Origin of the sequence: Amphritea atlantica (assembly GCA_024397875.1) — a bacterium.
GTDB classification, from domain to species: Bacteria; Pseudomonadota; Gammaproteobacteria; order Pseudomonadales; family Balneatricaceae; genus Amphritea; species Amphritea atlantica_B.
Map to the genome: position 1 here is coordinate 198,104 of CP073345.1, position 23,034 is coordinate 221,137.

Below are 23,034 nucleotides of genomic sequence, written 5' to 3' on the forward strand. Positions count from 1 at the left end.
CGATGAATATTGCAATCAGGAACGGTCGTGTCATCGACCCCGCCAACAACCTGGACCAGATTACCGACCTGTTCATCGGCGACGGCAGAATCGCTTCGCTTGGCGAACCACCCGCAGGTTTCATTGCCGACCGGGAAATTGATGCCACAAACCTGGTAGTCAGCCCCGGCCTGATTGATCTTTGCGCCAACCTGCGCGAACCCGGCTACAGTCGTAAAGGCACCATCGCCAGTGAAACAGCGGCCGCCGCAGCCGGCGGAATCACCACACTCTGCATGCCGCCACTGACCAAACCTATCGCCGATAACACCGCAGTGATAGATCTGATAGAAGACCTGGCAAAACAAGCCGGCAATGCCCGCGTATTGCCAATGGGCGCCCTGACTCAGGAGCTGAAAGGGGAGCAGCTGAGTCCGATGCATGGGTTGAGGAAGGCGGGCTGCATCGGCTTCACCAACGCCCGGGAACCGATCCACAGCGCACTGACGCTGGCGCGCTGTCTGGAATATGCTGCAACCCATGACCTGCTGGTTATTTTCCAGCCACAGGATGCAGACCTCGCCGCCGGTGGCACCATGCATGACGATACTACCTGCACCCGGCTCGGACTCAGCGGCATTCCGGAAAGCGCAGAAACGATTGAGGTTGCCCGCAGCCTGTTGCTGATCGAGCAGACCGGCGTTAAAGCACACTTTGGTCAGCTCTCCTGCGAACGTTCCGTGAAGATGGTGATGGAGGCCCGCGACCGGGGACTTCCGGTGACTGCCGATATCGCTATTCAGAACCTGTTGCTGACCGATGAGAATGTCAGTGGCTTTGATCCGAACTTTCACCTGATCCCACCGCTGCGCAGTCAGCTTGACCGCGCAGGATTACGCCACGCACTGGTTGCGGATGGTTTCCAGGCGATCTGTTCAGACCACCAACCCCATGAACTGGCCGCCAAGCAGGCGCCCTTTGCAGCTACGGAACCGGGTATGACCGGTCTGGAGACACTGCTATCACTGTCACTGATGTTGGTACAGCAGGAGCTGATCTCTCTGCCACAGATGCTGGCGAAACTGACCACGGGCCCCGCCAGTGTACTCAACGTCGATCTGGGGACGCTTTCTCCCGGCAGTAGTGCTGATATCTGTATCTTTGATCCTGAGCAGGAATGGGTACTGACCAGAGAGAATTGCCGCTCTGCAGGCGCTAACACCCCGTTTATGGACTTCCCGTTAAAAGGCGTGGTGCGCTTCACCCTGCTGGAAGGCAATGTGGTGTTTCAGCAATAATTACTTAATCAGTGGCTTTGTAGTATATACAGCCTGACAGAAGTAACTGACCGGCTGCACAGAGACAAAAAACGGCGCATACAATGCGCCGTTTTTTTACTGCGGTAAATAACTACATCCCTTTAATATCCAGCGGGCCGTCATTTTGTAAAAAGTCATCTTCATCCTGCAAAAAGAAACCGGAATCGTCCGATCCCCCATCAATATCCGGATTAGTGTCTGCATTCAGCTTAATCATCAGACGCAGATCGTTCGGTGAGTCCGCATGGGCAATGGCCACATCGTAAGTAATCGTTCCGTCTTTGTACTCGTTATAGAGCGCCTGATCGAAGGTCTGCATGCCCAGATTAGTGGATTTTTTAATCACCTCTTTCAGCTCATGCACCTCACCTTTACGGATCAGATCCTGCATCAAGGGTGTATTAATCAGCACTTCAATCACTGCCCTGCGTCCCTTACCATCCTTTGTCGGCAACAGCTGCTGCGCCACAATCGCTTTCAGGTTAAGGGACAGATCCATCCAGATCTGAGCATGGTGCTCAGGCGGGAAGAAGCTGATTATCCGGTCAAGCGCCTGGTTGGAGTTATTCGCGTGCAGTGTCGCCATACACAGGTGGCCGGTCTCCGCAAAGGTCAGACCATATCCCATGGTGTCGGCACTGCGAATTTCCCCCATCAGAATCACATCCGGCGCCTGACGCAGGGTGTTTTTCAGGGCAACTTCAAAGGAATCGGTATCCAGCCCTACTTCCCGCTGCGTGATAACGCTCTGCTTATGATCGTGGATATACTCAATCGGATCCTCAATGGTAATGATATGACCGGCATTATTGGTATTTCGATAATCGATCATCGATGCCAGTGAGGTGGACTTACCGGTACTGGTGCCGCCCACAAACAGGATTAATCCCCGCTTGGTCATCGCCAGGTCTTTCAGCACCGGCGGCAGATTCAGCTCCTCCAGCGATGGGATGTAGGTATTGATACGCCGTAACACCATACCGGGCGAGTTGCGCTGAAAAAAAGCACTCACACGAAAGCGGCCGATTCCCGGAGCACTGATGGCAAAGTTACACTCGCGGGTGCCCTCAAACTCGGCCAGCTGCTTGTCATTCATCGTGCTGTAGGTCAGCGAACGCGACTGCGCCGGTTTCAATGCCTCTTTGGTCAATGCTTTGATGGTGCCATCGACTTTTATACTGGGGCGGGCTCCGGCGGTAATAAACAGATCGGATGCTTGTCGGTCAGTCATAACCTTGAGTAGCTGGGTAATATCCAAAATATCCGCTCCGTTTTAAAAATTCTTAGGGTTCAGCGCTTTAGCGCGCGCTGCTTCACGGGTGATCAGCCCTTTCTGCATCAGGTCCGTGAGCGACTGATCCAGCGTGATCATACCAAATCCTGCACCCGTCTGAATCGCTGAATACATCTGTGCGACTTTATCTTCACGTATCAGGTTACGGATCGCCGGAGTCCCCACCATAATCTCATGGGCAGCAATACGGCCGCCCTTGGGCTTTTTCAGCAGCGTCTGCGAGATAACCCCCTGCAGGGATTCCGACAACATGGAACGCACCATCGACTTTTCTGCTGCCGGGAATACATCGATTATCCGGTCAATCGTTTTAGCCGCCGATGTGGTGTGCAGTGTACCAAACACCAGATGGCCGGTTTCTGCTGCGGTCAGCGCCAGACGGATAGTTTCAAGGTCCCGCATCTCACCCACCAGAATAATATCCGGGTCTTCACGCAGCGCCGAACGTAATGCTTCCTCAAATCCGAGCGTATCGCGGTGCACTTCACGCTGATTGACCAGACATTTCTTGCTCTGATGCACAAATTCTATCGGATCCTCGATAGTCAGTATGTGCTCACTACGGTTTTCATTGATGTAATCCACCATCGCCGCCAGAGTGGTACTCTTACCGGAGCCGGTAGGACCGGTTACCAATACCAGGCCACGGGCATTATTGGAAAGGTTACGGAACACCTGCCCCATCCCCAGGTCATCCATCGTCAGAACTTTACTGGGAATCGTCCGGAATACCGCAGCGGCACCACGGTTCTGGTTGAATGCATTCACACGAAAACGAGCCAGACCCGGTACTTCGAAGGAAAAGTCAGTTTCAAACCGATCTTCATAATCCTTACGCTGCTTATCGTTCATGATATCGTAAATCAGCGTATGTACCTGTTTGTGCTCCAGAGAGGGCAGCTTAATTCGGCGAACCTCACCATCAACCCGGATAACCGGCGGCATACCGGCGGTTATATGGAGGTCGGATGCTCCCTGATGAACGGTAAACGATAAGAGTTCTGTAATATCCATGGTTTCTCAGGTGTCTAGGGAATCTGCTGGCAGTTCCATTGATTATCTGTAAGCATCAAAGCCTTCAGCCCGAAGTCTTTGCATACTGTATAACGGGCCCTAAGCCATAATAAAAGCTGCAACCAGGCATATAAAGCCTTTATCGCCTATTTTGGGCAGCATTTAGTATGATATTCCAGAAAGTAGCTATGAATGACACTAAAATTCCCCGGCCCCCTAAGCAAGGGGCAAATATTCACAGTCTGATAAATGTTCTCTGGTATTATAGGGGCTTCCCCATCGGGGGTTGCACATATATATCAGTTTTATCAGAATCATCCATCATAGCCAATCGCTAGTTATCACAATATGACACAAATTACAGATCGCTTAACCAGGGTTCATTGCCAGATAGCAGCGGCAGCTGAAGCCGCAAAGCGCCAGCCGCACGCGATCAGGCTACTGGCTGTCAGCAAAACACGTCAGGCGGATGAACTCCGTCAGGCCTGGGCCTGCGGGCAACAGGAGTTCGGCGAAAACTATCTTCAGGAAGCACTGGATAAGATCGAAGCACTGAAAGATCTGGATATCTGCTGGCACTTTATTGGCCCGATCCAGTCCAATAAAACCCGGCCGATTGCAGAACATTTCAGCTGGGTTCACAGTGTTGACCGATTTAAGGTGGCTCAACGACTCAACGATCAGCGCCCCGGGGAGATGCCCCCGCTGAACATATGCCTGCAAGTGAATATCAGTGAGGAAGCCAGCAAGTCTGGAGTTCTGCCGGCTGATTTACCGACACTGGCCGCAAAAGTTGCAGCACTGGAAAATATCCGCTTGCGGGGATTAATGGCAATTCCCGCCAGTAGCGATGATCCTGAACAGCAACGGCAGCCCTTTTCACAGATGAGTGATCTGCTGCAATCGTTGCAGCAGCAACTGCCGGGCCAGCCCCTGGATACCCTTTCGATGGGAATGTCCGGTGATATGGAGGCGGCGATTCTTGAAGGAGCAACCATTGTGCGTATCGGCACAGCGCTGTTTGGCCCACGCGACTACAGCAGCCATAATCAGTCATAACGACTATCAAAGCATTTTTTAGATCAGGATTAACACGTGAGCACACAACCAACATTAGCATTTATCGGCGCTGGCAATATGGCCCGGGCGATCATGGGCGGACTTATCAGCAACGGTTATCCGGCAGGACAGATCTGGGCCTGTGATACCCAGCTGGACAAGATGGCCGACCTGCAGCAACAGGGGCTTAATACCACCACCGATAACAATGCGGCGGTGGCTGAAGCCGATATTGTTATTTTGGCGGTTAAACCGCAGGTTCTTAAAAGCGTCGCGCTGGACATGGCTACCGCCGTACAGCAACACCAGCCGCTGCTGATCTCAGTGGCGGCAGGCATTCTGTGCAGCAGCCTGGAGCAGTGGCTGGGAGGCGATATCGCCTTGGTCCGTTGTATGCCCAACACCCCCGCACTGGTTAAGCAGGGTGCCAGCGGTCTCTATGCCAACAGCCGTGTTAGCGAGGTTCAGCGCAGTCAGACCGAGCAGGTTATGACCGCCACCGGCATCGCCCTGTGGGTCGATAGCGAACCCCAACTGGATGCGGTTACCGCCGTTTCCGGAAGCGGTCCGGCATACTACTTCCTGATGATGGAAGCGATGGTTGCCGCCGGTGAAAAACTTGGCCTGAGCCGGGAAGTGGCACAGCAACTGACGATCCAGACCGCGCTGGGCGCTGCCGAGATGGCGCGCCAAAGCGATGTTGATCCGGCCGAACTGCGCCGCCGGGTCACCTCACCCAAGGGCACAACGGAGCAGGCGATACTCACTTTTATCGATCAGGGACTACCTGAGATAATCGCTAACGGAATGCAGGCCTGCAGTGACCGTTCTGAAGCGCTGGCTGAAGAGCTTGGTAAATAACCAAATGATATAAAAAGCCTTTCTTCGGTTCATAGTCACCGGGAAAGGCTCTATACTCAGATGCTATACTCTGGCGCTGCACTCTAGACTTTAGTTTAATAGGTCAGTAGGTCGGGCACAGAACCAACCCCAAACAGATATCTGCAACAGGAACAGAGACAATGGGACAGGATCCTCTCAGTTCAATAATCCAGCTTTTCGGCCAGCTTTATGTATTCATTATCGTCCTGCGATTTTTGCTACAGATAGCCAAAGCTGACTACTACAACCCGATCTGTCAGGCAGTCGTTAAAATTACCGCTCTGCCGCTGGCCCCACTGCAGCGTATTGTTCCGCGGCCTGCCAATATTGATATATCGCCGCTGGTACTGGCTTTTTTAGTCAATATAGCCATCTGGGCGCTTATCCTGCTGTTTAAAGGCCAGGGCATTGGCGGCAACCTTTCTGCCGTGCTGGTGCTTTCAGGCTTCGGGGTACTGAATACGATTCTGGATATCTACTTTTATGCCGTCATCGGTGCCGTTATTATCAGTTGGGTGGCTCCCGGCAGTTACCACCCGGGACCGCAGCTGATTGTCCAGCTGACCGAACCTCTGTTTGCCCTGGCACGCAGGGTGATTCCGTCCCTCGGAGGTCTGGACCTGTCGCCTATTCTGATCTTTATCATCATCCAGATCGCCCGCTCTCAGTTAAGCAGCTTAACCCATTATCTGCTCTGAGACGGCGATGGCTGATTTTTATAGCTGGCAGGGTGACAGTCTGATAATCAGCTGTCGATTGCAGCCGAAAGCCAGCAATGATGCCATTGTTGGTCTGCTGGACGACAGTGTTAAAATTCGCATCACCGCACCGCCAATCGAGGGTAAAGCCAACGTCCATCTGGTAAAATTTCTGGCAAAGCAGTTTGGTGTGGCGAAGAGTTCGGTCACTATCCTCAGTGGAGAGCTGGGCCGACAGAAACGGGTAAAGATCGAAGACCCGAAAAAAATTCCTGAACAATTAACGATTGAGCGCAACTGAAGTGATATTGAGATCTCTGCATAATTACCGACCGGCTGGCTATCTGATTCTCGATAGTCAGTCTCTGCTGTACGAAATGTGAAGCTCAACCGGGTATATCAGCAGCACCATATTTCCAGTTATCAGCTTAGAGAGAATTATGCCTCAATCATTTCCTCAAGATTCTGTCGGTATCGTTACACCACAGACGATCTGTTTTGACCAGCCACTGGCTCTGGCCTGTGGTCGCCAGCTCGATAGTTACGAGCTGATTATAGAAACCTACGGCACCCTGAATGCCGATGCTTCCAACGCCATTCTGGTATGTCATGCACTATCCGGAAATCATCATCTTGCCGGGTATCACAGTGAAGAAGAGCGCAAACCCGGATGGTGGGATTCCGCCATCGGTCCGGGCAAACCGATCGATACCGATATCTTTTTTGTCATCGGCCTGAATAACCTGGGCGGCTGCCATGGTTCCACCGGTCCACAAAGTACCAATCCCGAAACCGGTAAGCCCTTCGGACCCGATTTCCCGATCATGACGGTAGCTGACTGGGTTGAAAGCCAGGCCCGTCTGGCCGACCATTTTGGCATTCAACAGTGGGCAGCCGTTGTCGGCGGCAGCCTGGGAGGCATGCAGGCTCTGCAATGGGCGATCAACTACCCGCACCGGTTACGTCACTGTCTGATCATCGCGGCAGCCCCCAAGCTCAGTGCCCAGAATATCGCTTTCAATGAGGTCGCCCGGCAGGCGATCAGCCGCGATCCGGATTTTAATAACGGCCATTACTACGAAAATGGCAATGTCCCTAAAACCGGCCTGATGCTGGCCCGGATGCTTGGCCATATTACTTATCTGTCCGATGACGGTATGCGCGAAAAGTTCGGCCGCGAACTGCGGGAGGGCAAAATCAGTTACGACTTCAATCCGCAGTTTGAGATTGAGTCCTACCTGCGTTATCAGGGTGAACGTTTTTCCACCGCCTTCGATGCCAACACCTATCTGCTGATGACCAAAGCCCTCGACTATTTCGATCCGGCCGCAGACTACGGTCACAGTCTGGCAGATGCGGTACGCAACGCATTGTGTAAATTTATGGTGATCTCCTTTACCTCTGACTGGCGCTTTTCCCCCGAACGCTCCCGGGAAATTGTCGATGCTCTGGTCGCTGCAGAGAAAAAGGTGAGCTACGCCGAAGTTGACTCAGACCATGGGCATGATGCATTTCTGATCCCTAACCCTCGTTATATGGATATCTACTCAGCCTATATGAATCAGGTTGCCAGCGACATTCCCGCAACCGCTAAGGAGAACAACTGATGCGCGCGGATCTGGAAATTATTCAGGAGTGGATCGCGCCCGACAGCAAAGTGCTGGACCTGGGCTGCGGTGATGGCGAACTGCTGGCCTTTCTGCAGCAACAGAAACAGATTACCGGTTACGGCGTAGAGGTAGACCACGACAATATCACCGCCTGTCTCAAAAAAGGGGTCAATGTTATCGAGAAGAATATCGATGAAGGCCTCGCCAGCATTGAAGACAACAGTTTCGATACCGTGATCATGACTCAGGCGCTGCAGGTGATGTACCATCCGGACCAGATCGTCAACGAAATGTTGCGCATCGGTAAAGAGTGCATTGTCACCTTCCCCAACTTTGGCCACTGGCGCGCCCGGGGCTATCTGGCGTTTCGCGGCAAAATGCCCGTATCTAAATTCCTGCCCTATACTTGGTACAATACACCCAACATCCATTTCTGTACCTTCAAGGATTTCGAACAGCTCTGTGTCGAGCGCAATATCCACATTCTTGATCGCACCGTAGTGGATAATGAACACAAACATCACTGGTCGATCCGGTTGTGGCCCAACATGCTGGGCGAAATCGCAATCTACCGGATCACCCGATAGGGAGAAAGAAAATGAAAATGTCTATCAGGCACAATGGACTTATTAAGAGAACTGCAGCCATTCTGCTAATGATGGCCGGATTTCTGGGTGCCGCTTTCAGCAGCAGCGCGACGGCCGAGCAGATGGTCTCCCATGGCGATTACATGATTCACTACAACGCCTTCAACAGCAGCTTTATCCAGCCCGATGTCGCGTCAGCCTATGGTATTCAGCGGGCTAAAACGAAAGGACTGCTGAATATCTCGGTATTAAAAAAACAAGCCGATGGCAGCACCAAACCGATTTCAGCGATTGTGTCAGGGGATGTCACTAACCTGATCTCTCAAAAACAAACCCTGAACTTTAAAAAAATTGAAGAAAGCAATGCACTCTACTACATCGGCGACTTTGGCTTTACCGATGATCAGGTGCTGCGATTTAATCTGCAGGTTCAACCCGATCCAAACCTGCCCGCTTATAGCATTAATTTTGAACAGCGTTTCTATATCGATTAATCATCATAAAACGCCCAAGACAAGGTCACTCAATGTCCCGTCAAATCGTTCTCGCCAGTGGTAACAAAGGCAAACTTAAAGAGTTTAATCAGGTGTTGGGAAACCTGGGCGTCGAGGTTGTTCCACAGTCTCAGTTCAATGTGCCGGATGCCGCTGAAACCGGCCTGAGTTTTGTTGAAAATGCTATTCTCAAAGCCCGGCATGCCTGCCAGCTGACCGGTTTACCCGCACTGGCTGATGATTCAGGTCTGGAGGTGGATGCACTGAACGGTGCTCCGGGAATTTACTCCGCCCGCTTTGCCGGTCCCAACGCCACCGATACCGATAACAACCATAAGCTGCTGCAACTGCTGGAAGGCACCTCACCGGAACAGCGCAGTGCCCGTTTCCGTTGCGTACTGGTGTTTATGCGCCACGCGGAAGATCCGACACCACTGATCTGTCAGGGCAGCTGGGAGGGACAGATTTTACCCCTGCCCCAGGGCGAAAACGGTTTTGGCTATGACCCTCTGTTTCTGGTTCCCGGGCTCGATATCGCATCTGCTCAGCTTCCCCCTGAACAGAAAAACAAGATCAGCCACCGGGGACAGGCAGTGCAGCAGCTGATCCGGATGATCCCGGCTTATCTTTGAGTCCACCGACGATGCTCACGCTGCCGCCTCTTTCGCTCTATATCCACATCCCCTGGTGCGTGCGCAAATGCCCTTACTGTGATTTTAACTCCCATGCCGTCAATGGCGAGATCCCGCAACAGCGTTACATCGACGCGTTAATGAGGGATCTGGAACAGGAGCTGGCAGGAGTTCAGGGCCGGGAAATCGAGACAATCTTTATCGGCGGCGGCACCCCCAGCCTGTTTGACGCCGCCGGCATTAAACAGATACTGACCGGTATCGCGGCGCGTACCCGCATCTCGGCCAACGCCGAGATCACCATGGAAGCCAACCCCGGCACCTTTGAGCAGGAGCGTTTTGCCGGCTTCAGGGAAGCGGGGGTCAACCGCCTTTCTATCGGCATACAGAGTTTTGACAGCGCCCGGCTACAGCAACTGGGACGAATTCATAACCGTCATGATGCCCTGCATGCCGCCGGTAAAGCGCGGGAGATCGGCTTCGATAATTTTAATCTTGATCTGATGCACGGTTTGCCCGGACAAACCCCGGAGGCGGCACTGGCGGATCTGCAACAGGCCATTGATCTGCAGCCCACTCACCTTTCCTGGTATCAGCTAACCATTGAACCGAATACCGAGTTTTTCAGTAAACCGCCACAGCTGCCGGAAGATGAAGCGTTGTGGGCGATACAGGAACAGGGGCAGGCGCTGCTGGAAAGTCACGGATATCATCAGTATGAGATTTCCGCCTACTGCCAGCCGGACCGCCAGTCACGGCATAATCTGAATTACTGGCAGTTTGGCGACTATCTCGGCATCGGTGCCGGCGCCCATGGAAAAATCAGCTGGCCGGAACAGAACCGGATTAACCGGCGTTGGAAGCAGCGTCAGCCCAAAGCCTACATGGATGCCCTGAAGCCGCTCTCAGGAGAGCAGAATATCAGCCCTGGGGAACGCCCTTTCGAATTTATGATGAACGCATTGAGATTAACGGAGGGTGTCAGAGCAGAGCTGTTCAGCCAGCGCACCGGGCTGTCCTTAGCCTCAATCACCCCGATGATAGAACATAGCCGCAACCGGGGACTGCTGCAAACCGATGCAGGAATGCTTGCCCCCACCCCTCAGGGACGCCTGTTTCTGAATGACCTGCTGGAGCAGTTTCTCGACTGAGCTGCGGCCTTTACAACGCCAGCTGAATCACTTCAAAGACAAAAACAGCGCAAGAATCGGGTGGCCTTGCCGGCTAAATTCGCTGACACTAAAGGAAAACGTCAACAGAGAACGAGATCATGGCAATAAAATATCTGCTGCTACGCATGAGTCTGGCAGCGTTTTTCCTGCTGGGATATGCTCTGATCACGCTCAGAGACACTATCCTGGTAACCGGACTCCAACCGCTGAATCGCTGGCGTAACCGGAGAGCGGACGATGCCTGACCGTACAGTTCAACAGTATGAAACCGTTGCTGCCGCGATCCGCTATCTGCGCCAACGTGCCAGAAACCAGCCAGAACTGGCAGAAGTTGCAGATGCTGTGCATCTGAGTGAGTACCACCTGCAGCGGGTATTCAGTGCCTGGGCGGGGATCTCGCCCAAACGCTTTCTTCAGTATCTGACCAAAGAACACGCGCTTAACGCCCTTAAAGCGTCCGCGGATAGTCTGACCGCAGCATACGATGCCGGCTTATCCGGTGGAAGTCGCCTGCATGATCTGATGGTCAGTTGCGAAGCGATGACGCCGGGCGAGATCAGGGCCGCAGGAGAAGGTGTAACGCTACACTATGGCGTTGCCGCCTCCCCTTTCGGCCTGGCGCTGGCAGGCTGGACCCGGCGCGGCCTCTGCTATCTGGCATTTCTCGATAACGATCTCTCTGAACGCCATACCGAATTGTTAAGTCAGTGGCCAAAGGCAGCCGTCGTTGCCGATGAGCGGGGCGCAACGGCGCTGTTAGAAAAAATATTTCCAACCACCCCTCAACCCGGCAGACTGCACTTGTTGCTGCGGGGGACTAATTTTCAGATAAAAGTCTGGGAAGCATTGCTGAATACCCAGCCGGGGCAGTTTTATTCATACTCACAACTGGCCGCGGCCACCGGTTCAGCAAAAGCGCAGCGGGCCGTTGGCAGTGCCGCGGCGGCCAATAATATCGGTTATCTGATTCCCTGCCACCGGGTGATCCGCGAAAGTGGTGAAAGCGGCAACTACCGCTGGGGGGCAGAACGGAAACAGGCAATACATACCTGGGAATATGCACATGCAAGGCAGCAACCTGACACTTGATCTGCGCAGTTACAGCGCCGAAACCGATAACCATCTGCATGACTACCATCAACTGGTATTGCCGGTCAGCGGGCAGCTGGATATCGCGGTGGGCAGGCAGCGCGGGCTGGTCGATTCAGACCGGGCGGCCATCATCAGTGCAGGACAGGAACACGGCTTTTCAGGGTCTGAAGACAACTGTTTTGTGGTCGCAGATATTCCCGCATCACTGGCCCCGGAGTTCGAGCAGTTACCGGCATTTATCCACCTGCATCCGACACTCATTCAGTATGTGCGCTTTCTTCACCAACAGCTGCAACAGCACAGTTCAGTCAACAGCCAACGACAGATGCTGCTGTTATTAATTCAGTTACTCCAGGAGCAATGCGGCAAATCGCCTCGGCTGGATCGCCGCATTGCAGTGGCTCAGGACTATCTTGATCAGCGCTTCGATTCAGCCGTCAGTATTGCTCAGCTGGCACAAGTGGCTAATCTGAGCACCCGCCAGCTGAGTGAACTGTTTCGCAAACAACTGGGGATGACTCCCCATCAATACCTGATCGAAAAGCGGATGCAGCGGGCCTGGCAGCTACTGGAGCAGGGCAACCTGAGCATTCAGCAGGTAGCTGATGCGGTAGGTTACACTAGTCTGGCAGCGTTCAGTGATCGCTTTCGCAAACATTTTGCGATTCCGCCCAGCTACTTCCGCCGTTCCGGCAAATAATTCCGCCCAATCGAGAAAGATAACCACGGGCACCGAAGCTATGCTGCAATGATTCATTATCAGGAAACTTTTGTATGTCGAGCACCATTATCCGGGCAACCCTGATCGGTTCCGTTTCAATCTTTCTCTGGGGCACTCTGGCGCTGCTAACCCGTCTGACCGACGGTCGGATCCCCCCTTTTCAGATGATGGCGATGACCTTTGCTCTGGCGTTTCTGCTAATGTCACTGAACTGGTGGCGACAGGGGCATCTGGGCCTGCGCCACCTGCGACAGCCTAAACTGGCGTGGTTTCTGGGTGTCGGAGGCTATTTCGGTTATCACTTCTGCTACTTTCTTGCCATGACCAAAGCCCCCGCAGTGAGCGTCAGCCTGATCGCCTACCTGTGGCCGCTGCTGATCGTCCTGTTTGCCAGCCTGCTACCAGGAGAAAGCCTGCTGAAACGACACCTGCTGGGGGCCGTACTTGCACTGTATGGCTGCTGGCTGCTTATCGGTCAGGGAAACGATGGCTTCAATCCGCAATACCTCAGCGGCTACCTGTTAGCACTCGGCTGCGCGTTTATCTGGTCCGGTTATTCGGTATTAAGCCGTCTGGTAAAACAGGTTTCCACCGACGCTGCCGGATGGTTTTGCGGTGCCACCGCGCTGCTGGCGTTACTCTGTCACGGATTGTGGGAAACCACAGTGTGGCCGGCATCAGCAATTCAGTGGTTCGGCGTCATCGGTCTGGGCTTAGGGCCGGTCGGTATCGCCTTCTTTACCTGGGATTACGGTATCAAGCATGGCAACCTGCAGTTATTGGGGGTACTGGCCTACTCGGCGCCGCTTATTTCCGCTCTGTTGCTGGTGCTGACAGGCCTCGCGACTGCGGATATCACATTGCTGCTCGCCTGCCTTGCTATAGTCGCCGGCTCGCTGATTGCCGGCTGGCAACATAAACCAAAAAACAAGCTAACGACCCGCCTTTCAGAGCGCTGATTCGGACCGTTTCCAGCCCGGGTTCAGGCGGTACCACTCATTCTATAAGAACAAGCTCAGCTGAAAAGTCAGCCGTTATAGCCGGCCACCAGACCCAGACTGACCGCCATCTGGATCAGCTGAGGCAGAGACGAAGCGGCCATCTTAGCCATCATATTGGCGCGGTGCCCTTCCACCGTTTTGCGGTTTATCGCCAGCAGATCAGCAATTTCCTGATTAGCCAGTCCATTAACAACCTGTTCAAACACCTGGCGCTCCCGCTTGGTCAGCGACTGATAGCGCTCCTGCAGCTGGCTAAGCTGGTTCTGACCGGCGCGTTTGTCCAGATCCTGTTTCAGCGCCTGCTGTACATGATCCAGCAGCAACTGGTCATTGAAGGGTTTTTCGATAAAGGTCTTGGCCCCCTGAGTCATCGCGGTTACCGCCATATCCACATTGCCATGGCCGGAAATCATAATCAGGGGAATATCAATCTGATAGTCTGGCAACTGCTTCTGGGCACTAATACCACTCAGCCCAGGCATCCGGACATCCATCACCACGCAACCGCTACTGCCATGTTCGAAGGCATCAAGAAAATCCTGAGCATTACCAAAGGTCCTGACCTGCAGGCCAACCGATGTCAGTAGCCACTGCAGTGAATCCCGCACATCAGCATCATCATCGACGACATAAACGGTTTGTTGCGCCATACAATTCCTTTAAGTTTAGCGGGTGCTTAAATTGAAGCTGAATACAGCGCCTCCTTCTGGCCGGTTAGCTGCCCTCAGCTGACCACCATGGCGCTCTATCAGGGTGCGGCTGATCGCCAGCCCCATCCCCAGACCATCGGCTTTGGTAGTAAAAAACGCTCCGAACAGCTGTTCCGGATCCTCTACAGGGAGTCCGGCCCCCTGATCAAGGACACTGATTATAACCTGATCCGGTTTTTTCATTGAAGCTTCAAGCCAAACCTCTGGTACTCCCTGATCCTCTTTTTGATCGCAAGCCTCAATACCATTCAGGATCAGGTTCAATAATATCTGCTCCAGCTGAATCCGGTCGCCCCAGACCTTCGGTAGGTCTGCCGGCAACCGGTTGCGCAGCCGCACATGGTGCCGGTTAGCATTACTGACACAGAACCTGATGAGCTCATCTACCAATGGCGGCAACTCCAGCATCTCCCAGCGCGGATCAGTTTTGCGGGTAAAATCCATCATCCGGTGGACGATCTCACCGGCTCTAAGCGCAGTACTGCCAATCCGTTCCAACGGCTCAGCGATCTGTACCATCGGCGCATTACAATCTTTCTCCATCCGCCGCTGGATGCCCCTCACGTAGTTAACCACTGCGGTCAGCGGCTGATTAATTTCGTGGGCCAGACCGGTGGCCATCTCTCCCATCGTAATGAGCCGCGCAGCGTGATCGATCTCGAACTGATACTGCCGCTTTTTTGCTTCCGCCTCTTTCACAACCGTCATATCCCTTGCGACAGTCGAAAAATACTCCAGTCTGTCATCCAGAGATCGGTGGGCCAGCACCTCCAGCATCACCGGGATAGTGCACTGCTGACCATGGCTGTACATCTCTGCTTCGCCTCGCCAGCGTCCTGCTTCATTGGCAACAGGCAACGCCTGCTGCTGCAACAGAGCATAACTCTCTGGCGTAAACAGACGTGCCAGGGACAGGGGCTGATGGGCAGAAAGCTCCAGTCCCAAAGTCTCGCGAGCCGCCTCGTTAAGCTGGGTCACCCGGTGATCCGGAGTCACGAAGGCAACCAGATCACTACTGTATTCAAGCACCCGGGCCAGGCGACGGCTGGCCTGTTCTGCATTGATACGCTGACTGACGTCACGGGACACCACCAGAATCTCCAGCAACTCATCGGTGTCCGGGTCACGAATAGAACGGCTGGTACTTTCCAGCCAGGTATAATGGCCATCCTTGCAGCGAAAACGATACGTATGGGTGTAGAGTCCCTGATCATAACTGACGCTGGGCGAGCGGCGCTTGAAATCCTCCACATCATCGGGATGGTAAAGCTCGTAGGCAGACATCCCGATAATCTCTTCCACACTGTAGCCCAGCAGGTGGGTTACCGCGGGGGAGACATAGATAAAACGCCACTCTTCCGGAGTATGTCGGGAGATCATATCGGTCGACTGCTCTGCCATCTCCGCCAGCAAACGATTACGTTCGGCCTCATCGGCGGGGATTGCTACCGGGCGCTTTTGTAGCCGGGACTGTTTCACTATACTTTCCTCGAACGGACCCATTAACATTTTAATGTCTCCGATAGTAGCAATCCGGGGCCGCGAATACAGCCCCGTTTGAGGTAACGCTGAGACTCAGACCGCAGCACAGTTTAAGGCTGTAACATCTGCCGCAAAGCATACTTTTGCACTTTACCCGTGGAGGTTTTTGGCAACTCGGCAAATACCACGCGTTTAGGACATTTATAGTGGGCCATCTTATCGCGACAGAAGTCAATAATGCTCTGGGCGTCCAGCGCCTCACCAGGTTTCAATGTGACCACTGCACAAGGCACTTCGCCCCAGTGATCATCCGCTTGTGCCACGACTGCCGCTTCCAGAATGGCCGGATGACGATACAGCACATCTTCTACTTCAATCGTGGAGATGTTCTCCCCTCCGGAAATAATGACATCTTTAGAGCGGTCCTTCACTTCGATATAGCCATCGGCGTGCCAGACGGCCAGATCACCAGTGTGGAACCAGCCGCCACTGAACGCGTCTGCAGAAGCGGAAGGATTCCGCAGATAGCCCTTCATCATGGTGTTACCCCGCATCATCACTTCGCCCATCACCGTGCCATCTCTGGCTACCGGCTCCAGCGTCAGCGGATCAGCCACCATCAGTTCCGCCATCCCCGGTGCCCTGACACCCTGACGGGCCATCTTCGCCGCCCGCTGTTCCAGTGACAGTTCATCCCACGCCTGCTGATAACAGCAGAACACGCTCGGACCATAGGTTTCGGTCAGGCCGTAGGCGTGTACCACCTGGACACCCAGCGCTTCCATCCCCGCAATAATCGACGCTGGCGGCGCGGCGCCACCGGTCGTGACGGTTACCGGGTGATCCACCAGCGGGCGGGTTTGTGGGGCGGCATTAAGCAGCATATTTAATACCACCGGCGCACCGCAGAAATGGGTCACGCCGTTAGTCTGAATCGCCGCGAAAATCCGCTCTGCCTGCAGATGCCGAAGACACACGTGGGTACCGGCAACCGCGGTAACCGCCCAGGGATAACACCAGCCGTTGCAGTGGAACATCGGCAGAGTCCAAAGGTAAACCGCGTGGGGGGGCAAATTCTGTCCGAGGATATTACTCAGGGAATTGAGGTAGGCGCCGCGGTGATGATACACCACCCCCTTGGGATTACCGGTAGTTCCGGAGGTATAGTTCAGAGCGATTGCCTGCCACTCATCTGCCGGAGGCTGCCAACTGAAATGCTCATCACCTTCGTTCAGCAGCTGCTCATAGGTCAATGAACCCAGCAGCTCTCCCCCACTGAACTGAATATCATCTACATCCACTACCAATGGCTGTTGCTGACACATTTTCAGCGCCTTACCCACTGTATCGGAAAATTCCCGATCGGTAATAACCACCTGCGCCTGGCCATGATCAAGCATAAAGCCGATGGTTTCGGCATCCAGCCGGGTATTCTGGGTATTCAGCACAGCCCCGAGCATCGGTATGGCAAAATGCAGTTCCAGCATCTCCGGTATATTGGGTAACACTGCAGCAACGGTATCCCCCTCACCAATGCCTCGTTGCTGCAGAGCCGAAGCCAGCCTGAGGCAGCGTTCATAGGTTTCACGCCAGCTACGCCTCAGGTCACCATAGATCACGGCGGTATGCTCAGGATAGACACTCGCTGCCCGTTCGATAAATCCCACCGGGCTGAGTGCGCTAAAGTTGGCACTGTTCTGCGCCAACCCCATGTTGTACGGATTATTGTTGTTTTCCATATCGGCCTCAGTCACCGCTAAGTTAGCGTAAGAATTTCATACTGAAATCCCGGAATTCCGGCACATCAGAGCGCACCATCCACTCAAATCCCACCATCTCCCGGGTTACGATTTTCACCCCTTCAGCCCGCATCCGGGCGATCGCATATTCAGTATCAAGCGGATTACGGGCCGAGATAGCATCAGCCACGACAAACACCTTTTTACCCTGCTCCTGTAACCTTAAGGCTGACTGCATCACACAGGCATGCGCTTCCATACCACAGATCACAATCTGCTCCCGGTCAAGTGCATCAATCCGGGCACTACTCTCGGGAGAGTCGGCACAGGAAAAGAATGTCTTAGCGATAAAATCCTCCTCCGGCAGCAGTGTTTTTAACTCGTCCGCAGTCGGTCCCACCCCCTGTGGATATTGCTCAGTCCCCAGTACCGGAACCTCTACCAACCGGGCCAGCTCCATCAGCCAACGACAACCTTTAACTAACTGCTCGCTCTCATGGACTCCGGGCAACAACCGGGCCTGAACATCAATCACCAGTAACGCACTCGCATCTCTGTTAATCAGCATTTTTTTCTCCTGAATCAAACGGGACGACGATCGACCATGTTGGTTGCAACACCGGCAGCGACAACCTTACCTCTGACGGTGCAAACAGTTTCCAGCACAACCCGGCGACGCGCCTCATTGATCTCCAGAACCTTCGCTGTCGCCACCACGGTATCGCCAATATGAACCGGTGCCTTGAACTTAAGCTGCTGATCGACATATATCGCCCCCGGTCCCGGCATCCGGGTTCCCAGCACCGCAGAGATCAGGGCGGCACTGAACATGCCGTGAACAATACGCTGACCAAACATCGTCTGCTCTGCATACTCCGCATTGATATGGACAGGGTTGTCATCACCGGAAACCCCGGCAAACAGAATCACGTCAGCCTCAGTGACCGTTTTGGCATAACTGGCGGTCATGCCCACGTCCAGATCCTCAAGGTAGTAACCATGTAGCTCGTGCATCGCTGCATCCTCTTATCAGATGTTGTTATTTTTAAACACCATAATGGTTTATACCTATAAAACCAAGTATTAACCCTTGGTTATTTTATATTTATTTGATAGTTTACCCTCACAAATGATTAATTCTGCCAACCGGAAGCCATTGGAGGTCTCCATGACAATGCCCGTCAGAAATTATCCACAACCCCCTTCCGACAGCTCTTTACTGGAGCGCACATTGCGGCGGCTGAGACATTTATGGCGCGAACCACGGGGCAGCAGCCAATTACCCCCTCTGCAGCTGAATCCGCAATTGGACGCTGAGGATATTGACAAACTGGCCGGCTGGATCGACGCCTGTCTCAGCAAAGGCGGTGACAGTGTCACCGCCAGAAACCGGGCGGCAACCCTGGGAAGGAATTATCTCGAGTTGAGCAAGCAAGGACGTCTGCGTTTCCTGATCCTGCTGGCGGAGCGTTACGATCTCGATCAGCAAGCGGTTGAACAGAGCTTCCGCCAGTGGAGTGAAGCCAGCCCGGAACAGAAACATTGGGCCGATCAGGCCCTGAGGGATGCTCTGGACCCACCCAGGCTTAAGCTGCTAACCCAATTCAGCAGCCTGCCGGAAGGCGTCAGATTTCTGGTGGATATGCGGGCGGACCTGCTACAGCTGAAACGAGAGCACCCGCAACTCAAAGGACTGGAAGCCGATCTGAAACGACTGTTAATCAGTTGGTTCGATATCGGTTTACTGCAAATTGAGCAGCTCAGCTGGCAGACCAGCGCAGAGATACTGGAAAAGTTGATCGCGTATGAGGCCGTACATGCTATTCAAAGCTGGGAAGACCTGAAAAACCGGCTTGACTCCGATCGTCGCTGCTTTGCCTTTTTCCACCCCAGCATGCCCGCCGAACCTCTGATTTTTATTGAGGTAGCGCTGGTACAGGGGCTGGCAGATAACGTTCAGCAACTGCTGGATCAGGCGGCCCCGGCACTGGAACCGGAGCAGGCGGATACTGCAATTTTCTATTCAATTTCCAATGCTCAGCCCGGCCTGGCCGGGATCAGCTTCGGGAACTTCCTGATTAAACGAGTGGTAGGGCTGTTACAGCATGATCTGCCGGGACTGCGGCAATTCTCTACCCTATCACCGATACCCGGTTTCTGCCGTTGGCTGGAGCAGCAGGATGACAGCAGCCTGAGCCAGCTTCCCGGAGGGGAATTCTGGCGTCAGCTACCGCAACCACGCATCACTCCAGACAGTCTGGCCCGGGAGGGCTGTCGCCATGCGTTGTTACAACTTGTCGCTCACTACCTCTACCGGGTTACCGGCAGAGGCAATGACTGCAAAGATCCGGTGGCTCATTTTCATCTCAGCAACGGCGCACGGATCGAACAACTTAACTGGCTGGCGGACAGTTCTGAACGGGGAATGAAGCAATCAGCAGGGCTGATGGTTAATTACTTGTATCAGTTACCCGAAATCGAAAATCGCAGCCAGAAATACATTCTCAACGGTGAGCGGGCTATAGCGCCCTCCCTGAAAAACCGACTTAAACCCCAGAAATAATAACAGGACGGATTAACTATGAATCAACGAATAGCAGTGGTGACAGGCGCTAATGGTGGCCTGGGTGAAAGTATGTGTATTGCAATGTGTCAACAGGGTCACCGGGTCGTAGGTGGCTTTCTGCCAACGGACGAGGCCGGAGCCCATGAGTGGCAGAGACGGATGAAATCTGAAGGTTATGAGATCGCTCTCTATCCGTTGGATGTTACCGACTACGATCACTGCTGCAGCTTTATCAGCACAGTGGAACAGGAGTTGGGGCCGATCGATATCCTCATCAATAATGCAGGCATCACCCGCGATGCACCCCTGAAACGAATGCTGCCGCAACAGTGGCAGGCGGTGTTACGCACCAATCTGGATTCGATGTACAACATGTGCCAGCCGGTATTTGAGGCTATGTGCAGCCGGGGATTCGGCCGGATTGTAAATATCTCATCCCTGAATGGGGAACAGGGGCAGTTTGGCCAGGCCAACTACTCTGCGGCAAAAGCCGGTATCTACGGTTTTACCAAAGCAATTGCCAAGGAAGGTGCCAGTAAAGGTGTCACTGTAAACGCGGTGTCACCAGGCTTTATTGATACACCAATGGTACGACAGATACCGGAAAACGTACTGAATGCCATTATCGCAGGCGTTCCGGTGGGCCGTCTTGGACAACCGGAGGAGATATCCCGGGCGGTAGCATTCCTGACCGCAGAGGATGCGGGTTATATCACCGGCACTAATATTTCCGTCAATGGTGGCGCGTATATGAGCTAAGCATTAATACGTCAATGAGTTAATGGCGGCTTGTCTCGGACCACACTGCTGTCGGGCGAAGCCTCTGACAGCCACTCGGCAGCGACCATCACCCGCTGTAACATATGTTCGAAAGAGTATCGCTGGCCGGGGGGTAATGACAGGGTCATCCCTTCCCCTTCGGCTGGCAGCATAACAAAGCGCACTATCTTACCCTCGGTTTTAATATCCACCCGCTGCACCAGAATACCGTTCTCCCCTAATGGAAAATGATCGGCACCCTCCTGGAAAGGTGTGGAAAAATCGGCCTGCTGAACTGCGCCATGCTTTTCTATATCGCCTAAACTCTGCTGCTGATCGGGCTGCAGATGACTGGCACTGTTCTCGGTGGGAAAGGTATGCTCCTGGAACAGTTTAAAGAGGCGCAGGGCTAATCTTCGGGTCCACCAGGCCCGATACTCTTTGCCGTTTTCACACGCGCGAATCAGAATACGATCCTCAACTGAGTCGTAACTCAGATTAATCTGATTCTGAGGCACTTGATTCACTGACATCTGCTCTGCCATTGACTGTCCTAAAGAGTTGCCCGGTGATCAGAAAGTGCGGCTATTTCCGCCACTTTATCCGGGATTTCGCTCAGGCAGGTGACATTACGATCTGCCGGATCACCCTCTGGCCACGCCTGCTGAACCCGGTTGACCCAGATAGTCCAGAGTCCGGCATTGCGCGCCCCCACAATATCATGATGGGGATTATCGCCAATATGAATTACCTGCTCAGGCCTCAGCTGCTGCTGATGCAGCATCAGCTCAAACATTAACGGATGAGGTTTCTCTTTGCCTACGCCGTCGGCATTCAGGGCAAAATCAAACAGATCCCCCAGACCAACCCGACGCACATCGGCATTACCATTACTCAGCGCACCGATCAGATAGCCGGACTGTTTCAACTGTTCCAGCATCGCCCGTGCATGTTCAAACAACTCAACCTGGTTGCGCGCTTCGATAAACACTTCAAACGCCTGATGCGCCAGTGCCTCCGCCTGCGCCTGAGGATAACCCGCATCCAACAGGCCAATTTCCAGCTGTTTCAGCCGGATCTGGGTCACGCTGTGACTAATTCCGGGAAAATTCGCCAACGCCTTTTGCTTCAGATGTTCAAAATCCCGTAACTGGTAACATTTTACAAACAGCGCTGCATTATCACTGAGCCAGCGGTACAGCGTCTTGTTTGCTTCAACGATCACCGGGTCAACCGCCCAGAGCGTATCATCCAGATCGAAGGTAATACATTTAATCATCGTCTTTATCGGCCTTCTTGTGTGACTGTTTGTGGGCCCGGGGGTGGGCTTTATCGTAAACATCCATCAGGTGCCTGAAATCAAGATGGGTATAGATCTGGGTTGTGGAAATATCAGCATGCCCCAACAATTCCTGTACCGCACGAAGATCACCACTGGATTCCAGCATATGACTGGCAAACGAGTGGCGCAGGCGGTGCGGATAGACCTTGCCCTGAGTATGCTGCATCTTTGCCCGGCGGTCGATCCGCAACTGAACGCTGCGGGTGCTGATACGGGTACCACGCTTGCTGACAAACAGAGCCATCTCTTCCGGTCGGGCCATGTTATCCCGCAGATCCAGCCAGCGATCCAGTGCCTGCATCGCCTTCCCGCCAATCGGTAGCAGCCGCTCTTTTGAGCCTTTGCCTATCACCCGCAGGCTGGCATCCTGCCAGTCGATACTGTGCAGATCCAGACTGACCAGTTCTGACAAACGCAGACCAGAAGAGTAGATCAGCTCTAAAATCGCCTGATCACGGCACGCTAGCGGATCCGTTTCACTCTCATCACTCTCCAGCAACTGATTCAGCTGATCCACATCCAGCGTCTGCGGTAAACGCCGGGGACTCCTGGGGGCCTGAATACCCAGCGCAGGGTTTTGCTGCACCAGCCCTTCCCGGTGAAGATATTTATAGAAGCTGCGAATCGCAGAGAGTAATCGCTGGATACTTTTGCCCCCCAGTCCCTCGCGATGGACCCAGGCAACAAAGTTACGGATATGTTTCGGTTCGATCCGGGCCCAATCCACCTTTCCATCCGGAAACAGTGTGCTGTGCTGCAGATAATCCTGCAGCCGGCCCAGATCACGCTGGTAATTACTGAGGGTATGGCGGGAATACTGCCGTTCGCTGCTCAGATAGGTATAAAACCCATCCAGCGCAACGTTGCCTGAGCTCATTACCA

Annotated in this window: 26 protein-coding genes; 16 read left to right on the top strand and 10 right to left on the bottom strand. The window is 53.6% G+C overall.

The window, feature by feature from the left end; genetic code table 11:
• Positions 1-2 precede the first annotated feature (2 nt).
• Positions 3-1,277 (top strand): dihydroorotase, encoded by a 1,275-nt coding sequence (locus KDX31_20510; GenBank protein UTW05505.1) that lies wholly within the window; start codon positions 3-5, stop codon positions 1,275-1,277.
• Between the two features lie 112 nt (positions 1,278-1,389).
• Here the strand turns inward: KDX31_20510 and KDX31_20515 are convergent, their stop codons facing one another.
• Both KDX31_20515 and KDX31_20520 read right to left on the bottom strand, forming a co-directional pair.
• Positions 1,390-2,556, bottom strand: coding sequence for a PilT/PilU family type 4a pilus ATPase (locus tag KDX31_20515; GenBank protein ID UTW05506.1), 1,167 nt, complete (start codon positions 2,554-2,556; stop codon positions 1,390-1,392).
• 15 nt (positions 2,557-2,571) lie between these two features.
• On the bottom strand, positions 2,572-3,606 hold the full coding sequence (locus KDX31_20520; protein UTW05507.1) for a type IV pilus twitching motility protein PilT: 1,035 nt from the start codon (positions 3,604-3,606) through the stop codon (positions 2,572-2,574).
• A 348-nt stretch (positions 3,607-3,954) separates the two neighbouring features.
• On the opposite strand from KDX31_20520, the gene KDX31_20525 reads away from it, so the two are divergent.
• The 13 genes from KDX31_20525 to KDX31_20585 all read left to right on the top strand — a co-directional run bounded on the left by KDX31_20525 (position 3,955) and on the right by KDX31_20585 (position 13,512).
• On the top strand, positions 3,955-4,665 hold the full coding sequence (locus KDX31_20525) for a YggS family pyridoxal phosphate-dependent enzyme (GenBank protein ID UTW05508.1): 711 nt from the start codon (positions 3,955-3,957) through the stop codon (positions 4,663-4,665).
• A gap of 36 nt (positions 4,666-4,701) precedes the next feature.
• Complete coding sequence (locus KDX31_20530; protein ID UTW05509.1) at positions 4,702-5,526, top strand: pyrroline-5-carboxylate reductase; 825 nt, start codon at positions 4,702-4,704, stop codon at positions 5,524-5,526.
• Between the two features lie 161 nt (positions 5,527-5,687).
• The gene (locus tag KDX31_20535; protein UTW05510.1) at positions 5,688-6,245 is read left to right on the top strand and encodes a YggT family protein; all 558 of its coding nucleotides are present in this window, start codon (positions 5,688-5,690) and stop codon (positions 6,243-6,245) included.
• A 7-nt stretch (positions 6,246-6,252) separates the two neighbouring features.
• On the top strand, positions 6,253-6,546 hold the full coding sequence (locus KDX31_20540; protein UTW05511.1) for a YggU family protein: 294 nt from the start codon (positions 6,253-6,255) through the stop codon (positions 6,544-6,546).
• A gap of 139 nt (positions 6,547-6,685) precedes the next feature.
• A complete protein-coding gene (locus tag KDX31_20545; protein ID UTW05512.1) occupies positions 6,686-7,852 on the top strand; it encodes a homoserine O-acetyltransferase in 1,167 nt (388 codons plus the stop codon).
• Entirely contained in the window at positions 7,852-8,442 is a 591-nt protein-coding gene (gene metW / locus KDX31_20550) for a methionine biosynthesis protein MetW (GenBank protein UTW05513.1), read from the top strand. Before KDX31_20545 ends, metW begins: the two co-directional genes overlap by 1 nt.
• Positions 8,443-8,453: 11 nt before the next feature.
• Positions 8,454-8,936, top strand: a complete 483-nt coding sequence (locus tag KDX31_20555) for a DUF4426 domain-containing protein (protein UTW05514.1) — start codon at positions 8,454-8,456, stop codon at positions 8,934-8,936.
• A 32-nt stretch (positions 8,937-8,968) separates the two neighbouring features.
• A complete protein-coding gene (gene rdgB, locus KDX31_20560; protein ID UTW05515.1) occupies positions 8,969-9,568 on the top strand; it encodes an RdgB/HAM1 family non-canonical purine NTP pyrophosphatase in 600 nt (199 codons plus the stop codon).
• Positions 9,569-9,579: 11 nt separating this feature from the next.
• A complete protein-coding gene (gene hemW / locus KDX31_20565; GenBank protein UTW05735.1) occupies positions 9,580-10,719 on the top strand; it encodes a radical SAM family heme chaperone HemW in 1,140 nt (379 codons plus the stop codon).
• Positions 10,720-10,838: 119 nt separating this feature from the next.
• Positions 10,839-10,985, top strand: coding sequence for a hypothetical protein (locus KDX31_20570; protein ID UTW05516.1), 147 nt, complete (start codon positions 10,839-10,841; stop codon positions 10,983-10,985).
• Positions 10,978-11,829: a methylated-DNA--[protein]-cysteine S-methyltransferase gene (locus tag KDX31_20575; protein ID UTW05517.1), complete on the top strand. Its 852-nt coding sequence runs from the start codon at positions 10,978-10,980 to the stop codon at positions 11,827-11,829. Before KDX31_20570 ends, KDX31_20575 begins: the two co-directional genes overlap by 8 nt.
• The gene (locus KDX31_20580; GenBank protein ID UTW05518.1) at positions 11,804-12,532 is read left to right on the top strand and encodes a helix-turn-helix domain-containing protein; all 729 of its coding nucleotides are present in this window, start codon (positions 11,804-11,806) and stop codon (positions 12,530-12,532) included. The genes KDX31_20575 and KDX31_20580 overlap by 26 nt, the downstream gene beginning before the upstream one ends.
• A 74-nt stretch (positions 12,533-12,606) precedes the next feature.
• Positions 12,607-13,512, top strand: coding sequence for an EamA family transporter (locus KDX31_20585; GenBank protein UTW05519.1), 906 nt, complete (start codon positions 12,607-12,609; stop codon positions 13,510-13,512).
• 68 nt (positions 13,513-13,580) lie between these two features.
• Here the strand turns inward: KDX31_20585 and KDX31_20590 are convergent, their stop codons facing one another.
• The 5 genes from KDX31_20590 to KDX31_20610 form a co-directional block, all read right to left on the bottom strand.
• Positions 13,581-14,204, bottom strand: a complete 624-nt coding sequence (locus KDX31_20590; protein ID UTW05520.1) for a response regulator transcription factor — start codon at positions 14,202-14,204, stop codon at positions 13,581-13,583.
• Positions 14,205-14,219: 15 nt separating this feature from the next.
• Positions 14,220-15,773: a PAS domain S-box protein gene (locus KDX31_20595; protein UTW05521.1), complete on the bottom strand. Its 1,554-nt coding sequence runs from the start codon at positions 15,771-15,773 to the stop codon at positions 14,220-14,222.
• Between the two features lie 83 nt (positions 15,774-15,856).
• Positions 15,857-17,485 carry an acyl-CoA synthetase gene (locus KDX31_20600; GenBank protein UTW05522.1) on the bottom strand — a complete coding sequence of 543 codons (1,629 nt, stop codon included), beginning with the start codon at positions 17,483-17,485 and terminating at the stop codon, positions 15,857-15,859.
• Between the two features lie 22 nt (positions 17,486-17,507).
• Positions 17,508-18,053, bottom strand: a complete 546-nt coding sequence (locus KDX31_20605; protein UTW05523.1) for a hydrolase — start codon at positions 18,051-18,053, stop codon at positions 17,508-17,510.
• Positions 18,054-18,067: 14 nt separating this feature from the next.
• Positions 18,068-18,499, bottom strand: a complete 432-nt coding sequence (locus tag KDX31_20610; GenBank protein ID UTW05524.1) for a MaoC family dehydratase — start codon at positions 18,497-18,499, stop codon at positions 18,068-18,070.
• A 160-nt stretch (positions 18,500-18,659) separates the two neighbouring features.
• Between KDX31_20610 and KDX31_20615 the strand changes: the two genes are divergently transcribed.
• Both KDX31_20615 and phbB read left to right on the top strand, forming a co-directional pair.
• Positions 18,660-20,048 carry a malonyl-CoA decarboxylase gene (locus tag KDX31_20615; protein UTW05736.1) on the top strand — a complete coding sequence of 463 codons (1,389 nt, stop codon included), beginning with the start codon at positions 18,660-18,662 and terminating at the stop codon, positions 20,046-20,048.
• An 18-nt stretch (positions 20,049-20,066) separates the two neighbouring features.
• Positions 20,067-20,810, top strand: a complete 744-nt coding sequence (gene phbB / locus KDX31_20620) for an acetoacetyl-CoA reductase (protein UTW05525.1) — start codon at positions 20,067-20,069, stop codon at positions 20,808-20,810.
• 11 nt (positions 20,811-20,821) lie between these two features.
• Here phbB and KDX31_20625 read toward each other — a convergent pair whose 3' ends face one another.
• From KDX31_20625 to xerC, 3 genes are read right to left on the bottom strand one after another with little or no spacing between them, the layout of a single operon-like run.
• Positions 20,822-21,343: a hypothetical protein gene (locus tag KDX31_20625; GenBank protein UTW05526.1), complete on the bottom strand. Its 522-nt coding sequence runs from the start codon at positions 21,341-21,343 to the stop codon at positions 20,822-20,824.
• Between the two features lie 20 nt (positions 21,344-21,363).
• Positions 21,364-22,089 carry an HAD-IA family hydrolase gene (locus tag KDX31_20630; protein ID UTW05527.1) on the bottom strand — a complete coding sequence of 242 codons (726 nt, stop codon included), beginning with the start codon at positions 22,087-22,089 and terminating at the stop codon, positions 21,364-21,366.
• Positions 22,082-23,029 (bottom strand): tyrosine recombinase XerC, encoded by a 948-nt coding sequence (gene xerC, locus KDX31_20635; protein ID UTW05528.1) that lies wholly within the window; start codon positions 23,027-23,029, stop codon positions 22,082-22,084. Before xerC ends, KDX31_20630 begins: the two co-directional genes overlap by 8 nt.
• Between the last annotated feature and the right edge of the window lie 5 nt (positions 23,030-23,034).

Coding starts and splice junctions, on each gene's coding strand:
- KDX31_20570 (UTW05516.1), top strand. CDS start 10,839: ATGGCAATAAAATATCTGCTGCTACGCATGAGTCTGGCAGCGTTTTTC.
- KDX31_20605 (UTW05523.1), bottom strand. CDS start 18,053: ATGCTGATTAACAGAGATGCGAGTGCGTTACTGGTGATTGATGTTCAG.
- KDX31_20580 (UTW05518.1), top strand. CDS start 11,804: ATGCAAGGCAGCAACCTGACACTTGATCTGCGCAGTTACAGCGCCGAA.
- KDX31_20535 (UTW05510.1), top strand. CDS start 5,688: ATGGGACAGGATCCTCTCAGTTCAATAATCCAGCTTTTCGGCCAGCTT.
- KDX31_20510 (UTW05505.1), top strand. CDS start 3: ATGAATATTGCAATCAGGAACGGTCGTGTCATCGACCCCGCCAACAAC.
- metW (UTW05513.1), top strand. CDS start 7,852: ATGCGCGCGGATCTGGAAATTATTCAGGAGTGGATCGCGCCCGACAGC.
- KDX31_20610 (UTW05524.1), bottom strand. CDS start 18,499: ATGCACGAGCTACATGGTTACTACCTTGAGGATCTGGACGTGGGCATG.
- hemW (UTW05735.1), top strand. CDS start 9,580: ATGCTCACGCTGCCGCCTCTTTCGCTCTATATCCACATCCCCTGGTGC.
- KDX31_20525 (UTW05508.1), top strand. CDS start 3,955: ATGACACAAATTACAGATCGCTTAACCAGGGTTCATTGCCAGATAGCA.
- KDX31_20625 (UTW05526.1), bottom strand. CDS start 21,343: ATGTCAGTGAATCAAGTGCCTCAGAATCAGATTAATCTGAGTTACGAC.
- KDX31_20545 (UTW05512.1), top strand. CDS start 6,686: ATGCCTCAATCATTTCCTCAAGATTCTGTCGGTATCGTTACACCACAG.
- KDX31_20520 (UTW05507.1), bottom strand. CDS start 3,606: ATGGATATTACAGAACTCTTATCGTTTACCGTTCATCAGGGAGCATCC.
- KDX31_20595 (UTW05521.1), bottom strand. CDS start 15,773: ATGTTAATGGGTCCGTTCGAGGAAAGTATAGTGAAACAGTCCCGGCTA.
- xerC (UTW05528.1), bottom strand. CDS start 23,029: ATGAGCTCAGGCAACGTTGCGCTGGATGGGTTTTATACCTATCTGAGC.
- KDX31_20585 (UTW05519.1), top strand. CDS start 12,607: ATGTCGAGCACCATTATCCGGGCAACCCTGATCGGTTCCGTTTCAATC.
- phbB (UTW05525.1), top strand. CDS start 20,067: ATGAATCAACGAATAGCAGTGGTGACAGGCGCTAATGGTGGCCTGGGT.
- KDX31_20615 (UTW05736.1), top strand. CDS start 18,660: ATGCCCGTCAGAAATTATCCACAACCCCCTTCCGACAGCTCTTTACTG.
- KDX31_20630 (UTW05527.1), bottom strand. CDS start 22,089: ATGATTAAATGTATTACCTTCGATCTGGATGATACGCTCTGGGCGGTT.
- KDX31_20600 (UTW05522.1), bottom strand. CDS start 17,485: ATGGAAAACAACAATAATCCGTACAACATGGGGTTGGCGCAGAACAGT.
- KDX31_20555 (UTW05514.1), top strand. CDS start 8,454: ATGAAAATGTCTATCAGGCACAATGGACTTATTAAGAGAACTGCAGCC.
- rdgB (UTW05515.1), top strand. CDS start 8,969: ATGTCCCGTCAAATCGTTCTCGCCAGTGGTAACAAAGGCAAACTTAAA.
- KDX31_20590 (UTW05520.1), bottom strand. CDS start 14,204: ATGGCGCAACAAACCGTTTATGTCGTCGATGATGATGCTGATGTGCGG.
- KDX31_20575 (UTW05517.1), top strand. CDS start 10,978: ATGCCTGACCGTACAGTTCAACAGTATGAAACCGTTGCTGCCGCGATC.
- KDX31_20540 (UTW05511.1), top strand. CDS start 6,253: ATGGCTGATTTTTATAGCTGGCAGGGTGACAGTCTGATAATCAGCTGT.